Genomic DNA, 16,813 nt, shown 5'->3' on the forward strand with positions numbered 1-16,813 from the left:
TTAGGCTTGAACTTCAGGCAAATCAAACCAGATCACTTGCGCATCTTCCAGCGCTTCAATCTGACCGGCGTCCAGGAAAGCAATTGCGCCGCCAGCTTCTACTGTATGCTCTGCAATTTGCACGCTGCCAGAAATAACATGCACATAGTTAATATGCTGGGTTGCTGCAATCTCTAAACTGTTACCTTGCGTAATGACTGCAGTTTTCACTTCGGCTTGCTGGAGAATATGCATAGGCGCATTTTCATTGGGACCCACAATCAGATGCCATTGATCAGGCTGTTCGCGCGGATCACATTTGATCTGTTGGTAAGTAGGCGCTGCATCACGTTCATTCGGAATGATCCAGATTTGCAAGAGCTGCACATCTTCATCACCTTGGTTCATTTCACTGTGGCGAACACCGGTACCAGCACTCATCAGCTGCCATTCCCCAGCAGAAATACCGCCGTGGTTGCCCATGCTGTCTTTGTGAGTAATCGTACCTTTGAGTACACAAGTCAGGATTTCCATATTGTCATGCGGGTGCTGACCAAAGCCTTCATGTGCCGCAATGATGTCATCATTAATCACGCGCAGCGCGCTGACGCCCATGAGTTTTGGATTGTACCAGCTGCCAAATGAGAAGCTGTGTTTAGATTCCAGCCAGCCCATTTTCACGTGACCACGGTTTTCACTCGGATGTAAAAAAGCATTCATGTTGATGCTCCTATCATTATTTTTAAACATGGGCTTATTTTAATGGTTTGAAAATGACATAGAAATCATAAAACGGCAACAAATCATCCTATTTTTGCAACGATATTATTGGATGATGTCAATCATGTTAAAACAGCAGTTTATAAAAAAGCCTGCAATAGATGCAGGCTTTTCTTGATGCAGCGTAAAGGGATTATTCTAAGAATTTAACCGTTACACCTGATTTCACTTTTTTGCCTAAATCATTGGCATCCCAGTTGGTCAAACGAATACAACCGTGTGATGCAGTTTTAGAAATAGCCGATGGGTTTGGTGTACCGTGAATACCAAATGATTTTTTGCTTAAACCAATCCAGATGTTTCCAACAGGAGCATTTGGACCTGGTGGTAAAGAAAGTGGTTTAGTGTTGTTACCTTGTATGAAGTTACTTGGTGAGTAGCTGTACCATGGGTTTTGCGCTACACCAGTCACTTTATACGTACCTGTAGGTGATGGAGTGTCTGAACTACCAATCGTAGCAGGGAATGATCCAATCATCTGGTTTCGGCTATTGAATAGGTATAATTGTTTAGCGCCTTTATGCGCAACAATCAGGTGAATATCTTCAGGGACTTCATTACGGATATTGGCAACGATAATTTTCTCGCCAGCTTTTTTGAAGCTTGCCTTAGGATTTAACTTTTTCAAAAAGTCTTCATCCATGTGGAATTTTTCACCTAACATTTCAGTTACGCTGGTGTAATACAGGCCTTTCATTTTGGCTTGTAATGCATAATCGTGTGGAATAGATGCCGCATAAGGACCTTTAAGGTCTGCATCGGTCAAAGTGTATTCAATAAAGGTCGGTTTAGAGCCTTGACGAGCAATCAAGGCATCCCATGTCTCTTGCGTTAAAATACCTGTTGGTTTGATACCATTAATTTGCTGGAAGGATGCAATCGCTTTCAGGGTATTTTTACCACTTGCACCATCAATTGCACCTGGAGAAGCGTGGGCATTGTTTAACATGACATGCGCACGTGCATAAACCGGGAATTGACCTTTACCAATATTTTCATACCATGCCGCATTATTTAGACCATCTAATGTCCAAGATGCCTTAGCTGCAGCAGAGGTATTCGTTGATGGTGTGCTCAGTGTTTTAGTTGTAGGAGCAGCACCAATTGCAGCATTATTATCTTCAGTTTCTTGAAGATTTTCCAATGTTTGCGAAGCCTTGTTCAAATCATGTTGTTCTTGAGGCGTAATCTGCGTATTCGCAGTGCTTGCAGCACCTGACGCTGCGTCTGTAGCAAGTGGATCAATCGGATCTTGCACTGCAGTATTGGCAATCTTTTTAGGATTTAATGGTTGTTCAGCAGTAGATGCGGCGAAAGTAGTACCCGCAAACATGCAACTTAAACTCATGGCGAGTAATGTGCGAACGAACATGTAATTCAACCTTAAGAATTATTCATTAACTATGTGATAAAACTACGCAAGTATTGCAGAAAAAATGAGGAGATGCAGTATTTGTTTTGTGTAAAAATTATTTTACATTTACAGCGATCGTTTTTTTGCTGCAAGAGAAGTTACTAAATTTTAGACCTTTTTGTTATGATGGTTCGAAGATTAAAAATGAGATGGGAAAGTGAATGACGACTCTAAAAAACGATCGTTTTCTGCGCGCTTTATTACGTGAGCCTGTAGATACCACACCAGTTTGGATGATGCGTCAAGCGGGACGTTATTTGCCTGAATATCGTGAAACACGTGCTAAAGCAGGCGATTTTCTTTCCTTATGCAAAAACAACGATTTTGCCTGTGAAGTGACATTACAACCTTTGCGCCGTTATGATCTGGACGCAGCTATTCTATTTTCAGATATTTTAACTGTGCCCGATGCTTTGGGTTTAGGCCTGTATTTTGAAGCAGGCGAAGGTCCTAAATTCCATAAAACCATCCGTACCGAGCAAGATGTCGCAAACTTGCCTAATTTTAATGCCAAATCTGATCTTGATTATGTGATGAATGCAGTCAGTACTATTCATTCAGCTTTGGGGGGACAAGTACCATTGATTGGTTTTTCAGGTAGTCCGTGGACATTGGCAACTTATATGATAGAAGGTGGTTCCAGTAAAGACTTCCGTTTCACCAAACAGATGATGTATGCACAGCCTGAAGTCCTGCATGCCTTGCTTGATCGACTGGCAATCGCCGTGATTGATTACTTAAATGCACAAATTGATGCAGGTGCAGAAGCTGTACAGATTTTTGATAGTTGGGGTGGGGCGCTGGCGCATCGTGAATATATCGAATTTTCACTAAACTACATGCAAAAAATTGTGGCTGGTTTAAAACGTGAAAAAAATGGTCGTAAAGTTCCTGTGATTTTATTCACCAAAGGTGGTGGTCAGTGGCTTGAGCCGATGGTAGCCACTGGTGCAGATGCTTTTGGTCTGGATTGGACCACACCTTTAAATGTGGCACGTCAAACCATCAATGGTCGTGCTGCATTACAAGGCAATCTCGATCCTGCAACTTTATATGGTACAGCGGCATCCATTGAAAAAGCCACCAAAGCCATGTTGGATGATGCTTATGCAAATGGTGAAAAAACAGGTTATGTCGCTAATTTAGGTCATGGTATTACCCAATGGGTCGATCCTGCGAATCCTAAAGTGTTTATTGATACAGTACATGAATACAGTGCTAGATATCTTTAAGTGCTTGTGAGTCAACTCATTTTTTAGGATTCAACCTTGATCAGTATTTTTAAATCATGTTTTGAGTTCTCATTTAAGGCAGCTTCGGCTGCCTTATTTGGGATACTGTTACTGATTGCATTTGTAGTTACGGCATCTATGGGCAGTCAGGAGTTTTACGGTTTTTTCCGTTATGATTACCTGTTGTTCTACGCACTTACCATTCAGGCCTGTTTGCTGTATTTAAAATTAGAATCTTGGGCTGAAGCTAGGGTAATTGCCTTGTTTCATATTATGGCCATGGGGATGGAAATCTTCCTGACTCATCCACAGATTGCATCCTGGCAGTACCCTCAGCCGGCCGTTTTTAAAATCCTGACCGTCCCTTTATTTGCTGGATTTATGTATTCCGCGGTTGGTAGTTTTTTTGCACGTTCACTCAGACTGTATCAAGTGTCATTTGAGAAACTGCCAAGTTTCAGCAATATGCTGGCTTTAGCAGTGTTTTCCTATATCAACTTCATGAGCAAATTTTTTGTTCCAGATATACGCCTGATACTCTTCGCTTGGAGTGTAATCATTTTTTGGAAAACTAAAATCCGCTTTCAACTGCAGCAACATCAGCTGCAACTGCCTATGCTTCCAGTGTTAATGATTTTGGCCTTTATAATCTGGATTGCGGAAAATATCAGTACCTTTTACAAAATCTGGTTGTATCCTAGCCAGGTGGATGCTTGGCACATGGTTGGTTGGGCTAAGCTGGGTTCATGGTATTTGTTGCTTCTTTTGAGTTTGGTGCTGGTCTTAAAAATATTGGGGCATCGAAGTGAGCAAGGCTTTTGGCAGCTCAAAAATAAACAATGATTTTTTGTATGAAAAATAATCGTAATCTTTAATGTAAATTGTTTTGCGTTCAGATCATGTTGCAGTTATCTTACAAGTGTGCAGGTTATTTTGCACACAATTGGAACAATAAAAAATACTCGGAAATAATCGAGTCTGGAGAAGTGTTATGTTGAAGAAATTAGCTTTAGCTGCAGTTGTAGCACTAGGTTCCACAGCTGCATTTGCAGATAAAGATGCGGGCTGTGGTATTGGTTCACAAGTTTGGGCAGGCCAATCAGGCAAAGCCCCTAAAATTCTTGCTGCAACAACCAATGGTCTTTTTGCCAACCAGTTATTCGGTATCACCTTTGGTACTTTAGGTTGTAGCGGTACAGGTACAGTAACTGCACAGGCAGTAACATTCACCAATGAAAATTCAGAAGCTTTGGCACGTGATATGGCAGTAGGTGAGGGGGAAAACCTAAATGTACTAGCCGAACTTCTAAATATTAAAGCGCAAGATAAAGCACGTTTCTTTGCTGTATCTAAACAGAATTTCTCTAAAATTTATTCAGCAGAAAATCACGATTCGCTACAAGTGCTGGCATCTTTACAAGCTGTAATGGCTAAAGATGAAGTGCTTAAAGCCTACGTATAAGACCTGATCGCAAAACCCTGTCACTCTGACGGGGTTTTTCTTATTTAAAATTTCTTATTAAATAAAACATAAATATCCGAATTGCATGAAACCACTCGCTTTAGTTTTTACTTTAATGTTCTCTAACGTTGCTTATTCGGCAGAAAACTCCCCAATAGTTCAACGCTATATCGATCAGGCAGAACAACAAAAACTAGAACAGGACATCACTTGGCAAAGGCTGATGTATGCCAATGAAAAAGGGCAAAGTGAAGTCAGTTATAGTGGCTATTTCTTATCGCCCAATGGCAAAACCGATTTAAAACAGGAAGTACAGGCCAATATTCAGGCATTGTTTCAAACCGCAGAACCAAATCAATCGGTGCGTTGCCGTTTCCCGGCACGCAGCCAGTGGCTCATCCAGCAACTGAATATTTCACAGCAGCAGCTGCCAGTTATCTCTTGTCCGGAACTGGATAATTGGCTTGGACAGATCAAACCCTATAAAGCTACATTAATCTATGCAACCGATTTTATGGGCAATCCGAGTTCCATGTTTGGTCATACCTTATTGCGTCTGGACCCTGAAAATCAAAAACAACTCAATTTAATCTCTTATGCGGTGAACTATGCAGCGACAGTGACAGATGGTGAAAGCTGGTCTTTTGCATTGAAGGGATTAACCGGGAAATATCCGGGTGAATATTCCCTAATGCCGTATTACCGTAAGGTCAAAGAATATGGCGACTTGGAAAGCCGGGACTTGTGGGAATATGAACTCAGTCTAACTCCAGACGAAACCCGCTTTTTGGTGCAGCATATTTGGGAAATGAAGCATGTGACTTTTCCTTATTATTTCGTCAGTGATAACTGTGCCTACCGCTTACTGGGTTTAATCGATCTGGTTCGTCCTGAAATGAATCTAAAACGGCAATTTAAAGTTGCAGCCATTCCAGTTGAAACCATTAAAGCTATTGAGCAGCAGGGTTTAGTTCAGGAAATTGTCTATCGTCCGGCACTGGAAACCCAGCTTTTATCTCAAGCCAAACAGCATGGTCATAGCCTGGCCAAAGTAGCACACCAGCTTGCCTTTGCTGAACTTCAGGATATGCCAAACATCTTGCAAAGCTATCAGGGTGCGGAGCGCGCCAAAATTCTGGAAATGGCCTATGATGATTTATATCTACAGTTCATCGGGCGTAAAGTTGAGCCAAGTTTTGCCCAGTCACGGTTACGTCAGTTATTAAGTTTACGCAGTGAAATTGATCTAGAAAAACAGCGCCAAGAACCTGTACGCCCTAAAGTCGACCCCACCCAAGCCCATGATGCCCGTCATTTTTCGGTCAATATCGGGGAAGTGCAGGGTGAAAAGTTTGTCGAGCTGGGACACCGACAGGCTTATCATGACCTGATTGATCCGCAAGGAGGTTTTCGGACCGGTACCCAGTTACTTTTTTGGGATGGATCAATCCAGTACCGAGAGGATCAGTTTAAACTCAATCATTTTGATTTTCTTTCGGTGAACTCTTATAACCCGGTGACTCCATTTAAAACACCACTCAGTTGGGGATTTAATTTCGGTTGGCAACAGGCATCGTTAGATCAGGGGCAATTTAGTGAAACCAAGCAGCATGGCGTTGCTGAACTCAAAGTACAAACGGGCTATAGCTGGGCCAATCAGGAACGTAGCCAGTTATGTTATGTTCAGACACAAATGCAACTTCAAGCCGGCAAGGCTTTAGACCGAGGCTGGCGTGTCAGCATGGGGCCAACCTTAGGTTGCCAAAATATTTGGTCGGATAAAATCAATAGCCTGATTCAGGTCGAATTACCGTACTGGGATGATTCACAACAATGGAACCTGCAGTTTGACGGTCAAATTCAGTATTTGTTCAATCAGCAAAATGCTTTACGTGTAGGATATGAATATCAGCAGCAAAATTCAAAAAACTGGGATAAATTTCAATTCAGCTATGTTTTTTTCTTTTAATTCTAAACAATTAATAATAAATAGAATTATTGAGTGAAATATCACTTAAAAATGTTTTTTCACCGATTAAAGCAAGGTATTATCTTTAGTTTTGAACTTCTGCAGTTTTCTCTCTTATGAATCAGGAATGTATTGCAGGTCTATGTATGACCTGGAAAAATATCTGTGATCAATATACTGAAGCCGAACATCAAACAGCTTTGAACTTTATTGAGAATCATGTAGAACATTTAGTCACTGTATTTTATGAGCATATGGCAAAAGAACCGGAATCTGCCGAGTTCTTCAAAGATGACATCATTCAAAAAAGACTGATTGATACCCTGAGAAAATGGCTGCTGGAAACTTTTCATGTAGCACTCAATGCTGAATATGATAAGTCGGTTAAACGTCAGCAAAAAGTAGGCATGGTTCATGCGAGAGTTGGTATTCCATCGTGGTTGATTATGCGTGGAGTGCGTGAAATTGAACGTAAAATATTTGAAATATTAGAGAAAAAAACAGAACAAAATAATTTACACCTGTGTAGTTATATCGTACAAATCATGGGTTTCTCGACCGAGATTATGTGTCGTTCCTATGAGGCGAATACAGAAAAAAATCAGGAAAATAAACATAACTATCGCTTATTTTCTGCGATGCAGGATGTTGCGGTACATAAAGATAAACAACGAGGTTCATTGCTGGATTGGGAAAATGAACTGATGTTTAAAATCTTTTCCGGCAAATTAGGCTTTTATCATCCACTATTTTCCAAATCCGAATTTGGCTTGTGGTTTATTCATAAAGCCTCTTATGCTTTTTCAGGCTCTGACCAAGTTCAACTCATTATTGATCGTATTTATAAAGTCGATGCTTTGACTCAGCAAACAATGCAGATACTGGAAAAAGATCAGGTTCTTGTACTGATTCAAAGCATTCGTGAATTAAACCGCGAAATTCAGCATTTGGTTGATCAGTTGTTCCAAGTGGCAGAATATATTGAATCGGGGAATGATTCCTTAACCCAGTTATTGAACCGTCGCTATTTAAATACCATTGTGTCACGCGAAATTACTTTTGCGCGGCAGAATCAGACACCATTGTCTTTATTGGCTTTTGATGCTGATTATTTTAAAACCATCAATGATAAATTTGGTCATGCCGCAGGGGATTTGGCACTGAAATTTATTGCAGAAGCCTTGCAGCGTTATAGTCAGGGCAGTGACTATGCGTTCCGAATTGGTGGTGAAGAATTTTTGTTACTGTTGGTGGATACTGAATTATGTCGTGCAATGACTATTGCAGAAGACATTCGCAATTATATTGAGCATGGCTTAATTCGTACTACGCAAGGCCAGCAATTTAGCTTCACAGTAAGTGTTGGCTGTGTACTATATGATGGGCATCCGGATTATCAACGTTTCCTTGATGCTGCTGATCATGCCTTGTATGCTGCAAAAAATAATGGGCGAAATTGCATTCAGGTAACAAAGCATTTATCCAGTGTCTAAGCTGTTAAAGCAAGTCCCAAAATATAACTCCCTTCAATGTGGGAGTTTTTTTATGAGTAAATGTCAAAGGATTCAAATTTACCAAGGATCAAGCTTCAACCACAACGTAATATTTTTTTACTGCTTCAACGACTTCGAAGCTGCCCACAAAAGCAGGTGGAATAATCCCGGCATTACCAGCAGTCACTTCAATATAGGTCCCAGTGGCTTGGTCATGAATACGGACGACACCTTCAATTACTTGAAAGAATTCCTGTTTGTTAGCTGCAAACTGAATATTCCAGGCACCTACTTCACAGTGCCAGAAGCCACAATCCATATGCGGATGTTCATACAGACTATAGGTTTCGCGTTTAGGATTGCCTTGCACTAAACGATCAGGACGAGGGTAATCAATTGATTTTTCAGCTTGCGTTAAACCGTGACCTGCTAACAGAATTTGCGACATAAGCGATCCTAAAATATATGTGCTTCAATCAGGGATGTATCAATTTTTGCAGTATATTTAACCACACATAAAAAAAGCCTCAATATCTATTGAGGCTTTTTACAACCTAAATCTTAGAGGCTTTCAGGCAAAGCCGCCAAGAATTCACGGCGTTCATCTTTATTGGTTTTGAAATCACCTACAAAAGAAACCGTACGAGTAGTCGATTCCTGTTTGCCCACACCTCGCATCATCATACACATATGTGCAGAATCAATCATTACCGCAACACCACGTGCTTTGGTGACTTCAGCCACAGCTTCGGCAATTTGCTGAGTCAGGTTTTCCTGAATTTGCAAACGACGTGCAAACATTTCAGTAATACGTGCAAACTTGGATAAACCCAAAACATTACCTTCAGGTAGATAGGCAATATGCACACGACCGTAAAACGGCAATAAATGATGTTCGCAGAGTGAATAGAACTCGATATTTTTAACCAGCACCATTTCGCGGTTATCGGAAGGGAAGACCGCATTATTGGTCACTTCTTCCAGAGTTTTGCTATAACCAGACGTTAAATACGAAAAAGCTTTAGCAGCACGCATGGGCGTATCTTTTAGACCAGGACGATTAAGATCTTCACCAACGGCAGTCAAAATGTTGGTGTAGGATTGCTGCATAGACATAATACGTGTTCACTTACACTGATATTGAACAAGGACGGCATTGTAGCAGAAAACCGCTACAATGCCCTGTTTTAGGGAAAAATTCCGATTACTGTTTGAATTTAGGATTTTTTTCACTTCGTTTAAGTAAAACTAAAACTGCACCGGTGCCACCTTGGTTTTCAGGAGCACTGACAAATGCTAAAACATCACGGTGTTGGCGTAGCCAGCCATTCACATAGGTTTTTAAAATAGCTTCTGGACCTTTGCCATGCACGATTTTAATGACATTCTGATTTTCATCTTTGGCCATCTGAATAATCTGCAACACTGCAATTCGTGCTTCTTCCACAGTACAGCCATGCAGGTCGACCGCTTCAAACCAACGCAGATTACCAGCTTTTAAATCTTCAAACACTTTATGTTGCAAAGTTGCAATGCGGTAGCTAAGTGCGGCTTGGCTTGCCACCGGATTGAGCATGGCTTGTGTATCAGATAATTCGGCATGATCTGTTTCCATAGGACCGGTTGCTGCAGCACGTTTTGCTAAAGTTTGCGCATCCGGTTTTTTACGGCTTGCTTTATCCATTTTCGCAATATTGCTGGTATTCATTTTCTGAACACCTTGCATTTGCTTTTGGAATAATGCGAAGTCGTCTTCCTGCTCTTGCTCAACAGTCTTTGCCTTTGGCTCAGGCTGTTTGGCAATGTTAGAGGAATGTGGATTCGTAATTTGCTTTTTAAAAGATTTCAGTAAGTTGTATTGATCTTTAGAAAGCGAAGAATCGTGTTTGCTCATATTGAAAAAACGGAAAAGATGCAAAAATTTAAGTAAATTATAGACCGAAATGGATTTGATTTGAACTGAATTGGATTCACTCTGTTTATTGCATATTTTCCGTCTATTGAGGGATATTTGTTTTGCGTAATAAGGGCCAGTTTTGGATTTGTTTTAAAAGCTAATAATGAACTATAGGTTTACTTTGATATTTTTAAGTTAGAAAAGAAATAGATAAATTATCATTTAGAATGGTTAAAACCTAATTAAGGCAATTAGGTTTTAACTCAATGAATTACAAGTTTGATAAAAAAATTAAACAGCCTTTGGTACACCAAACAACTCTTTAAAAGCCTGATCAGGGCGAGGTTGCTTCATAAAACTTTCACCTACTAGGAAAGCATGAATATCATGCTCTTGCATCATTGCAACATCAGCAGGTGTTGCAATGCCGCTTTCTGTCACAAGTAGGCGAGAAGGCTCGAGCAATTTTTTCAAACGTAATGATGTATTTAAATCGACATCAAATGTTTTTAAATTACGGTTATTTACACCCAATAAGCAACGATCTGAAAGTTTTAAAGCACGCTCCAGTTCATCTTCATCATGCACTTCAACCAATACATCTAAGTTATGTTCAAAGGCTGTTTTAGACATTTCTTCCAATTGCTGGTCAGACAAACAAGCCACAATTAGAAGAATACAGTCGGCATGTAATGCGCGTGCTTCAATCACACCATAAGGGTCAATCAAAAAGTCTTTACGCAGCGCAGGTAAGTCACAGTTCGTACGTGCAATCTGAATGTTTTCATCTGCGCCCTGGAAAAAATCCACATCGGTCAATACAGACAAACAGGCTGCACCTGCATCCTGATATTGCTGTGCAATTTCAGCAGGGTTGAAGTTTTCACGAATTACACCTTTCGATGGAGATGCTTTCTTGATTTCAGCAATCACTCCAGGGCGTTTAGACATTAAGCTTTGTGCAAAACCACGCACAGGCGTAGCGGCCTGTGCCAGTTTTTCAACATCTTTATAGCTGCGTTGCTTAAGACGGACAGCAAATTCTTGCTGTTTACGGTCTACAATTTTACCCAAAATTGTATTTGCGATATCTACCATGTTGCGTGTCCTAGTCTTAAGCTTCGTATTCTTTTAAAGTTTTGGTGAATTCAGCCAAAATGCCCATTTTTTCTAAAGCTTGTCCGCCATAGATAATGTCATGCGCCAATGCCACACCTTGCTTATAGCTACTGGTTAAGCCTGATACATAAATACCGGCACCTGCATTGAGCGCAATCATATTGGCCGCTTTTTCACCCAGGGCAGATTTTTTCTTGCCTAATGCATCTTTGATTAATGCCAAACTTTCAGCAGAACTATCCACAGATAAACCTGTTAAGGTTTGTGATTCAATATCGACTGCTTCAGGCTGAATTTCCCATTCAGTGATTTCACCATCTTTCAGTTCAGCCACATAAGTTGAAGAAGCAAGGCTGATTTCATCCAGGCCATCTTTAGAGTGCACTACCATCACGTGTTCAGCACCAAGCTGTTTTAATACTTCGGCCATTGGACGGCAAAGTTCTGTCGAGAATACGCCAATCACGAAACGTTTTACCCCAGCCGGATTCGTAAGCGGGCCAAGCAAGTTGAAAATACTGCGGAAGCCTAGCTCTTTACGTGGGCCAGCGGCATATTTCATGGCTTTATGATGATTCGGTGCAAACAGAAAACCGACGCCCATTTCACGGATACAACGCTCAGTTTGTTGCATGCTCAGATCAAGGTTAATGCCGGCTTGTTCCAGTAAATCCGATGAACCTGATTTAGAAGACACGCCACGGCCACCATGTTTGGCAATGGTGGCACCCGCTGCTGCAATCACAAAACTAGACGCGGTTGAAACGTTAAACAGGTTTTGACCGTCGCCTCCTGTACCGACAATATCAATTAAATGCGGCAGGTCGCTGACATCAATTTTGATGGCAAATTCACGCATCACACGCGCTGCAGCAGTAATTTCGTCAATACTTTCGCCTTTTAAGCGTAAGCCCATCATTAAGGCACCAATTTGTGCAGGGCTTGCTTCACCTTGCATGATGGTGCGCATCACATCTTCCATTTGCGGTTGAGTGAGCTCAATATTTTTCGTGATGTTATTTAAAGCTTGTTGAATATTCATAATTGTATGGCACCGAATTAAGCGTAAATTTCCAGAAAGTTTTTGAAGATTTGATGACCGTGCTCGCTCAGAATCGATTCAGGGTGAAACTGCACGCCTTCAACCGGCAATGTCTTATGTTTAACACCCATAATTTCTTCCATAGAGCCGTCTTCTTCATTGGTCCAGCAAGTGACTTCCAGACATTCAGGCAATGTCGCTTGATCAATCACTAGCGAGTGATAGCGAGTTGCCGAAAAAGGGGAAGGGAGGTTGCTGAAAATGCCCTTATCGCTGTGATACATTTCCGATAAACGACCATGCATGACTTTTTTTGCGCGAATAATGTGTCCACCAAAGGCTTGCCCAATCGCTTGATGTCCCAGACAGACACCGAGCAGTGGAATTTTGCCGGCAAAGTGCTGAATGGCCGGAATGGAAATACCAGCTTCAGAAGGTGAACATGGGCCAGGACCAATGACCAAATACTTCGGTTGCCATCGCTCGATATCTTCCAATGTGACAGCATCATTACGGACTACTTTTACTTCCTGATTTAACTCGCCAAAATACTGCACGATGTTATAGGTAAAAGAGTCATAGTTGTCGATCATCAAAAGCATGAGCGTTTTAACCTTTGAAATTATGCACTTAACTGTGCTCGAATAGTCCAAGAATACTCACATTGTTTGGCTTTAGGGCTGAGTGGTTTAATCAAATAGCGGCACTCAAAACCCGTAAAAAATGGAGCGTGAATAATCATAGCAAAAAATAAGCATTTTCTGCTGAACTATTTCTATGATAATGATTTAAGTAAAATCACTGTATGAGCATAAACTGGCTGATTTTACCCGGACTGTATAAAATTCAATAGCGGTGATTTTAGCTATCGAACACAACTTATTTATATACCATGGCATCTGACTTGATATTAAAATGCAGAGTTGAAATTCTTAAATATATTCTAGTAATAAACTTACTATAAGTAAGTAATTTGGGAAATTGGTTTTTGCTTTAATTTGATCACTTGAAGCTAAGCTTCATAAAAGAACATCTATGAGCAGAAATAAAAAAATATAGTTGTCACCAAAATGGCGCAGAGTATTTCTTTATTTTGGCAGTTTGAAATATTTTAATTTTAACAACAAAATTAATAAAAAATATTTATAAAATAATAATATAGTGTTTATGCGAGGTTTATGGGGTATTGTTGTGCTAAAGCTGAATATTGTATATATTTATTAATAAAATCATAAAGATAATGATTAACTTATTGTTAAGTGCTGATTTAGACCTGCTTCGATGAATTTGTGTTCAAATAGCAGAAGAAATCAGTTTAAGACACACTTTAAAAATAAATACGCACCAATTTGGTACACTAAAAGCAGCTTTTTAAGTAAATGTAATTATGAGTGTTTGAATATGGTGCATTTACATTTACACACAGTATAATAGCGGCAAAGCAAAGGGCTTAAATCTTCTATTCTGATAAAGAATTCAGTATTTTAACTTTGTTTTTTTAAAGTTGGTACGAGATTTGCTTAATAGACACCAACTACTAACACGCACTTAGCAGGTGCAACAAAAAATCATCGGAGCAAAATGAGCATGGCGAACAAGGTCCTTCAACTCATCCAAGAAAGTGGCGCAAAATGGGTCGATTTTCGCTTTACTGATACTAAGGGTAAAGAGCAACACGTAACTTACCCTGCAGATACAATCGACGAAGATACTTTTGAAGACGGCAAAATGTTTGACGGTTCTTCAATTGCTGGTTGGAAAGGCATTGAAGCTTCTGACATGATTTTACGTCCAGATGCTGAAACATGTTTCCTTGACCCGTTCTTCGCTGAAGCGACTGTTGTGGTAACTTGTGACGTAATCGAGCCATCTACTGGTCAAGGTTATGAACGTGACCCTCGCTCTATCGCTCGCCGTGCAGAAGAATACCTAAAATCAACTGGTATCGGTGATACTGCATTCTTCGGTCCAGAACCAGAATTCTTCGTATTTGACGAAGTGAAATGGGACATCGACATGTCTGGCGCTCGCCACACATTGATCGCTGAAGAAGCTGCTTGGTCTACAGGTAAAGATTACGAAGCTGGTAACTCTGGTCACCGTCCACGCGTTAAAGGCGGTTACTTCCCAGTACCACCAGTTGATTCTTCACAAGATATGCGTGCAGAAATGTGTGCAAAAATTGAAGACATCATGGGCCCAGGCCGTGTAGAAGTACATCACCACGAAGTTGCATCTTGCCAGCTTGAAATTGGTGTAAGTTTCAACACTATGGTTCGTAAAGCTGACGAAGTTCAACAGTTTAAATATGCTGTTTGGAACGTTGCGCACCAATACGCTAAAACTGCGACTTTCATGCCTAAACCAATGGTTGGTGACAACGGTTCTGGTATGCACGTTCACATGTCTATCTCTAAAGATGGCAAGAACTTGTTCGCTGGTGATGAATATGCAGGCCTTTCAGAAATGGCATTGTACTTCATCGGTGGTGTGATCAAACATGCACGCGCATTGAACGCGATCACAAACCCATCGACTAACTCGTACAAACGTTTAGTGCCACACTTCGAAGCGCCAATTATGCTTGCTTACTCAGCACGTAACCGTTCTGCTTCTATCCGTATTCCTTACGTTTCTAGCCCTAAAGGCAAACGTATTGAAGCACGTTTCCCTGACCCAATGATGAACCCGTACTTAGGTTTCGCTGCATTGTTGATGGCTGGTCTTGATGGTATCCAAAACAAGATTCACCCAGGTGAAGCTGCTGACAAGAACTTGTATGACCTTCCTCCTGAAGAAGAAGCTAAAATCCCTACAGTTGCTCATAGCCTAGAAATGGCGCTTGAAGCACTTGAAGCGGATCATGACTTCTTGCTTAAAGGTGGCGTGTTCACTAAAGAAATGCTTGATGCCTACATCGAACTTAAAACTGAAGATGTACGTCGTCTTAACACGACTACTCACCCAGTTGAATTTGACATGTACTACAGCCTGTAATTTTTCCGAGAATTTCACTGTAAAAAAAGACCCGCCTTGTGCGGGTTTTTTTGTATCATCTGTTTAATTATTTTAAGCATGTAAATGAAAATGGCTCAGCGTAAAAAGCACACTGGTTTTTTTCCCTGGATTGATCCCAAAGATCATGAAAAGGGCTTTAAGTTGAATTTTTCAGAAGTAACTTATCTTGAAGTTGGGCGCACGCTAGAAGGGTATAAGCAAGCGGCATTTGTAGCTTTAAAAAATCCAGAACTTGCACTGGATTTTAATTATCCTAAAAGCTTTTATATCAGTGCTGAGGGACTGGTCTTGGTAAAAACACCTCAAGGTAAATATGAAGTAATTGCCAAGACGGATAATGCTTAATTCAGTATTTTTGAATGGCGTTGACTGAAGTATTTCAGAGTGAGTGTGAAATCATCAAAGTTCAATCAAGCTGATGCTGTTTTAAATTTTCTAATTCATAAGGCGCGTCTTCAGCAGGGTAGCACAGTTCTTTTCCCTGAGTTTTAGCAAGCGACCAAATTACACTTTCACCCGCCGGGATATTGCGACTTTGCTGTGTATAAATTGGCTCATCAAATGCTTGTTTCGTAGAGATAGATGTCCAACCTTGCTGTTTAAATGCCGTGACAACATCTGATAAAAAGGCTGCATTAATTTGATTTACATGTAGCAATAAGACGTGTTTTGGTGAGCGTTGCAGGGTTTGAACTGCGAGCTGATCATAATATTCTGCACGGTTTAATAAATGCCAAATATAAGCTTGTTTTAAGCGCTGTAATTTTTCAGTATCGGCTTGTTTGGTATATTGCAAATATTTACGATTATAAAACCAATCGCTGGCATCTATGCTGACACCGCCTAAAGCATATTGGTTGTTTTTAAGCCATTGATATACAGCGTCACGTTTTTCGACGGTATTTCCTTCCTTTAAGAATGGATAGCGATAAATACGTTTATATCGAGGCAGGGTATTTAGGACAAGGTCAGCATCCTGAATGCTTTGGATGTATTGTTGTGTGGTGATATTTGATTTATTTAGGTTTTGATGTAATGCACTATGATTACCAATCAGATGTCCCGCTTTTCCCCAATTTGCAATCAGTTGTTTACCTTGATAGTCACCAATTTTAACAAGGCTTGGAAATACAATCGATTTAATTTGATGTTCTGCAAGTTGATCTAAAATCTGTTGATTAATTTGAACTGCTTTAGGGTTTTGCTGTGGATTAACTCCATCATCAAAACTAAGTGCAAGCTCTTTGGCTTGGGTTATTGTATATAACGTAAATAAGCTCGCTATACAGAGTGAATTTTTTAGAGATTTTTCGGATTTTGTCTTGTGCTTTATCATTATTGAAATATTCGCGATGAATTTTATAAGTCCGGTTATTTTAGGTTTGGGGTCAGTGTGGTGGTCTTCATA

Annotated in this window: 16 protein-coding genes; 7 read left to right on the plus strand and 9 right to left on the minus strand. The window is 40.4% G+C overall.

What is annotated here, in order from left to right; translation table 11 throughout:
- Both FB6_RS08105 and FB6_RS08110 read right to left on the minus strand, forming a co-directional pair.
- On the minus strand, positions 1–699 hold the full coding sequence (locus tag FB6_RS08105) for a pirin family protein (RefSeq protein WP_174559518.1): 699 nt from the start codon (positions 697–699) through the stop codon (positions 1–3).
- Between the two features lie 193 nt (positions 700–892).
- The gene (locus FB6_RS08110) at positions 893–2,131 is read right to left on the minus strand and encodes a L,D-transpeptidase family protein (protein ID WP_174559519.1); all 1,239 of its coding nucleotides are present in this window, start codon (positions 2,129–2,131) and stop codon (positions 893–895) included.
- Positions 2,132–2,334: 203 nt separating this feature from the next.
- Here FB6_RS08110 and hemE point away from each other — a divergent pair, with 203 nt between their 5' ends.
- The 5 genes from hemE (at position 2,335) to FB6_RS08135 (ending at position 8,329) form a co-directional block, all read left to right on the plus strand.
- Positions 2,335–3,405 (plus strand): uroporphyrinogen decarboxylase, encoded by a 1,071-nt coding sequence (gene hemE, locus FB6_RS08115; RefSeq protein ID WP_174559520.1) that lies wholly within the window; start codon positions 2,335–2,337, stop codon positions 3,403–3,405.
- 39 nt (positions 3,406–3,444) lie between these two features.
- Positions 3,445–4,248 carry a DUF817 family protein gene (locus tag FB6_RS08120; protein WP_174559559.1) on the plus strand — a complete coding sequence of 268 codons (804 nt, stop codon included), beginning with the start codon at positions 3,445–3,447 and terminating at the stop codon, positions 4,246–4,248.
- Positions 4,249–4,396: 148 nt separating this feature from the next.
- Positions 4,397–4,867 (plus strand): DUF3015 family protein, encoded by a 471-nt coding sequence (locus tag FB6_RS08125; RefSeq protein ID WP_174559521.1) that lies wholly within the window; start codon positions 4,397–4,399, stop codon positions 4,865–4,867.
- An 85-nt stretch (positions 4,868–4,952) separates the two neighbouring features.
- Positions 4,953–6,836 (plus strand): Lnb N-terminal periplasmic domain-containing protein, encoded by a 1,884-nt coding sequence (locus tag FB6_RS08130; protein WP_174559522.1) that lies wholly within the window; start codon positions 4,953–4,955, stop codon positions 6,834–6,836.
- A gap of 116 nt (positions 6,837–6,952) precedes the next feature.
- Entirely contained in the window at positions 6,953–8,329 is a 1,377-nt protein-coding gene (locus FB6_RS08135) for a diguanylate cyclase (RefSeq protein ID WP_174559523.1), read from the plus strand.
- Positions 8,330–8,417: 88 nt separating this feature from the next.
- On the opposite strand, the gene FB6_RS08140 is transcribed toward FB6_RS08135, so the two are convergent.
- The 6 genes from FB6_RS08140 to FB6_RS08165 all read right to left on the minus strand — a co-directional run bounded on the left by FB6_RS08140 (position 8,418) and on the right by FB6_RS08165 (position 12,989).
- Positions 8,418–8,777, minus strand: coding sequence for a cupin domain-containing protein (locus FB6_RS08140; protein ID WP_174559524.1), 360 nt, complete (start codon positions 8,775–8,777; stop codon positions 8,418–8,420).
- Positions 8,778–8,890: 113 nt separating this feature from the next.
- Positions 8,891–9,439 (minus strand): GTP cyclohydrolase I FolE, encoded by a 549-nt coding sequence (gene folE, locus FB6_RS08145; protein ID WP_174559560.1) that lies wholly within the window; start codon positions 9,437–9,439, stop codon positions 8,891–8,893.
- 94 nt (positions 9,440–9,533) lie between these two features.
- The gene (locus FB6_RS08150) at positions 9,534–10,223 is read right to left on the minus strand and encodes a Smr/MutS family protein (protein WP_174559525.1); all 690 of its coding nucleotides are present in this window, start codon (positions 10,221–10,223) and stop codon (positions 9,534–9,536) included.
- Positions 10,224–10,517: 294 nt separating this feature from the next.
- Entirely contained in the window at positions 10,518–11,324 is an 807-nt protein-coding gene (gene trpC, locus FB6_RS08155) for an indole-3-glycerol phosphate synthase TrpC (protein WP_174559526.1), read from the minus strand.
- 16 nt (positions 11,325–11,340) lie between these two features.
- Positions 11,341–12,387: an anthranilate phosphoribosyltransferase gene (gene trpD / locus FB6_RS08160; protein ID WP_174559527.1), complete on the minus strand. Its 1,047-nt coding sequence runs from the start codon at positions 12,385–12,387 to the stop codon at positions 11,341–11,343.
- Positions 12,388–12,404: 17 nt separating this feature from the next.
- Positions 12,405–12,989, minus strand: coding sequence for an anthranilate synthase component II (locus FB6_RS08165; RefSeq protein ID WP_217427330.1), 585 nt, complete (start codon positions 12,987–12,989; stop codon positions 12,405–12,407).
- A 979-nt stretch (positions 12,990–13,968) separates the two neighbouring features.
- Between FB6_RS08165 and glnA the strand changes: the two genes are divergently transcribed.
- Positions 13,969–15,384 carry a type I glutamate--ammonia ligase gene (gene glnA / locus FB6_RS08170; protein ID WP_174559528.1) on the plus strand — a complete coding sequence of 472 codons (1,416 nt, stop codon included), beginning with the start codon at positions 13,969–13,971 and terminating at the stop codon, positions 15,382–15,384.
- Between the two features lie 90 nt (positions 15,385–15,474).
- Positions 15,475–15,750, plus strand: coding sequence for a hypothetical protein (locus FB6_RS08175; protein WP_174559529.1), 276 nt, complete (start codon positions 15,475–15,477; stop codon positions 15,748–15,750).
- A 61-nt stretch (positions 15,751–15,811) separates the two neighbouring features.
- Here the strand turns inward: FB6_RS08175 and FB6_RS08180 are convergent, their stop codons facing one another.
- Positions 15,812–16,741 (minus strand): polysaccharide deacetylase family protein, encoded by a 930-nt coding sequence (locus FB6_RS08180; RefSeq protein ID WP_174559562.1) that lies wholly within the window; start codon positions 16,739–16,741, stop codon positions 15,812–15,814.
- Positions 16,742–16,813 lie beyond the last annotated feature (72 nt).

It is taken from the genome of Acinetobacter bouvetii (genome assembly GCF_902753875.1).
Classification (GTDB): domain Bacteria; phylum Pseudomonadota; class Gammaproteobacteria; order Pseudomonadales; family Moraxellaceae; genus Acinetobacter; species Acinetobacter bouvetii_A.

What these genes read in the sequence shown, in the direction of transcription:
- FB6_RS08150 (WP_174559525.1), bottom strand. Translation starts at nt 10,223, where the DNA reads ATGAGCAAACACGATTCTTCGCTTTCTAAAGATCAATACAACTTACTG.
- FB6_RS08105 (WP_174559518.1), bottom strand. Translation starts at nt 699, where the DNA reads ATGAATGCTTTTTTACATCCGAGTGAAAACCGTGGTCACGTGAAAATG.
- FB6_RS08175 (WP_174559529.1), top strand. Translation starts at nt 15,475, where the DNA reads ATGGCTCAGCGTAAAAAGCACACTGGTTTTTTTCCCTGGATTGATCCC.
- hemE (WP_174559520.1), top strand. Translation starts at nt 2,335, where the DNA reads ATGACGACTCTAAAAAACGATCGTTTTCTGCGCGCTTTATTACGTGAG.
- folE (WP_174559560.1), bottom strand. Translation starts at nt 9,439, where the DNA reads ATGCAGCAATCCTACACCAACATTTTGACTGCCGTTGGTGAAGATCTT.
- FB6_RS08140 (WP_174559524.1), bottom strand. Translation starts at nt 8,777, where the DNA reads ATGTCGCAAATTCTGTTAGCAGGTCACGGTTTAACGCAAGCTGAAAAA.
- FB6_RS08135 (WP_174559523.1), top strand. Translation starts at nt 6,953, where the DNA reads ATGAATCAGGAATGTATTGCAGGTCTATGTATGACCTGGAAAAATATC.
- FB6_RS08125 (WP_174559521.1), top strand. Translation starts at nt 4,397, where the DNA reads ATGTTGAAGAAATTAGCTTTAGCTGCAGTTGTAGCACTAGGTTCCACA.
- FB6_RS08165 (WP_217427330.1), bottom strand. Translation starts at nt 12,989, where the DNA reads ATGCTTTTGATGATCGACAACTATGACTCTTTTACCTATAACATCGTG.
- FB6_RS08130 (WP_174559522.1), top strand. Translation starts at nt 4,953, where the DNA reads ATGAAACCACTCGCTTTAGTTTTTACTTTAATGTTCTCTAACGTTGCT.
- FB6_RS08110 (WP_174559519.1), bottom strand. Translation starts at nt 2,131, where the DNA reads ATGTTCGTTCGCACATTACTCGCCATGAGTTTAAGTTGCATGTTTGCG.
- glnA (WP_174559528.1), top strand. Translation starts at nt 13,969, where the DNA reads ATGAGCATGGCGAACAAGGTCCTTCAACTCATCCAAGAAAGTGGCGCA.
- trpD (WP_174559527.1), bottom strand. Translation starts at nt 12,387, where the DNA reads ATGAATATTCAACAAGCTTTAAATAACATCACGAAAAATATTGAGCTC.
- FB6_RS08180 (WP_174559562.1), bottom strand. Translation starts at nt 16,741, where the DNA reads ATGATAAAGCACAAGACAAAATCCGAAAAATCTCTAAAAAATTCACTC.
- trpC (WP_174559526.1), bottom strand. Translation starts at nt 11,324, where the DNA reads ATGGTAGATATCGCAAATACAATTTTGGGTAAAATTGTAGACCGTAAA.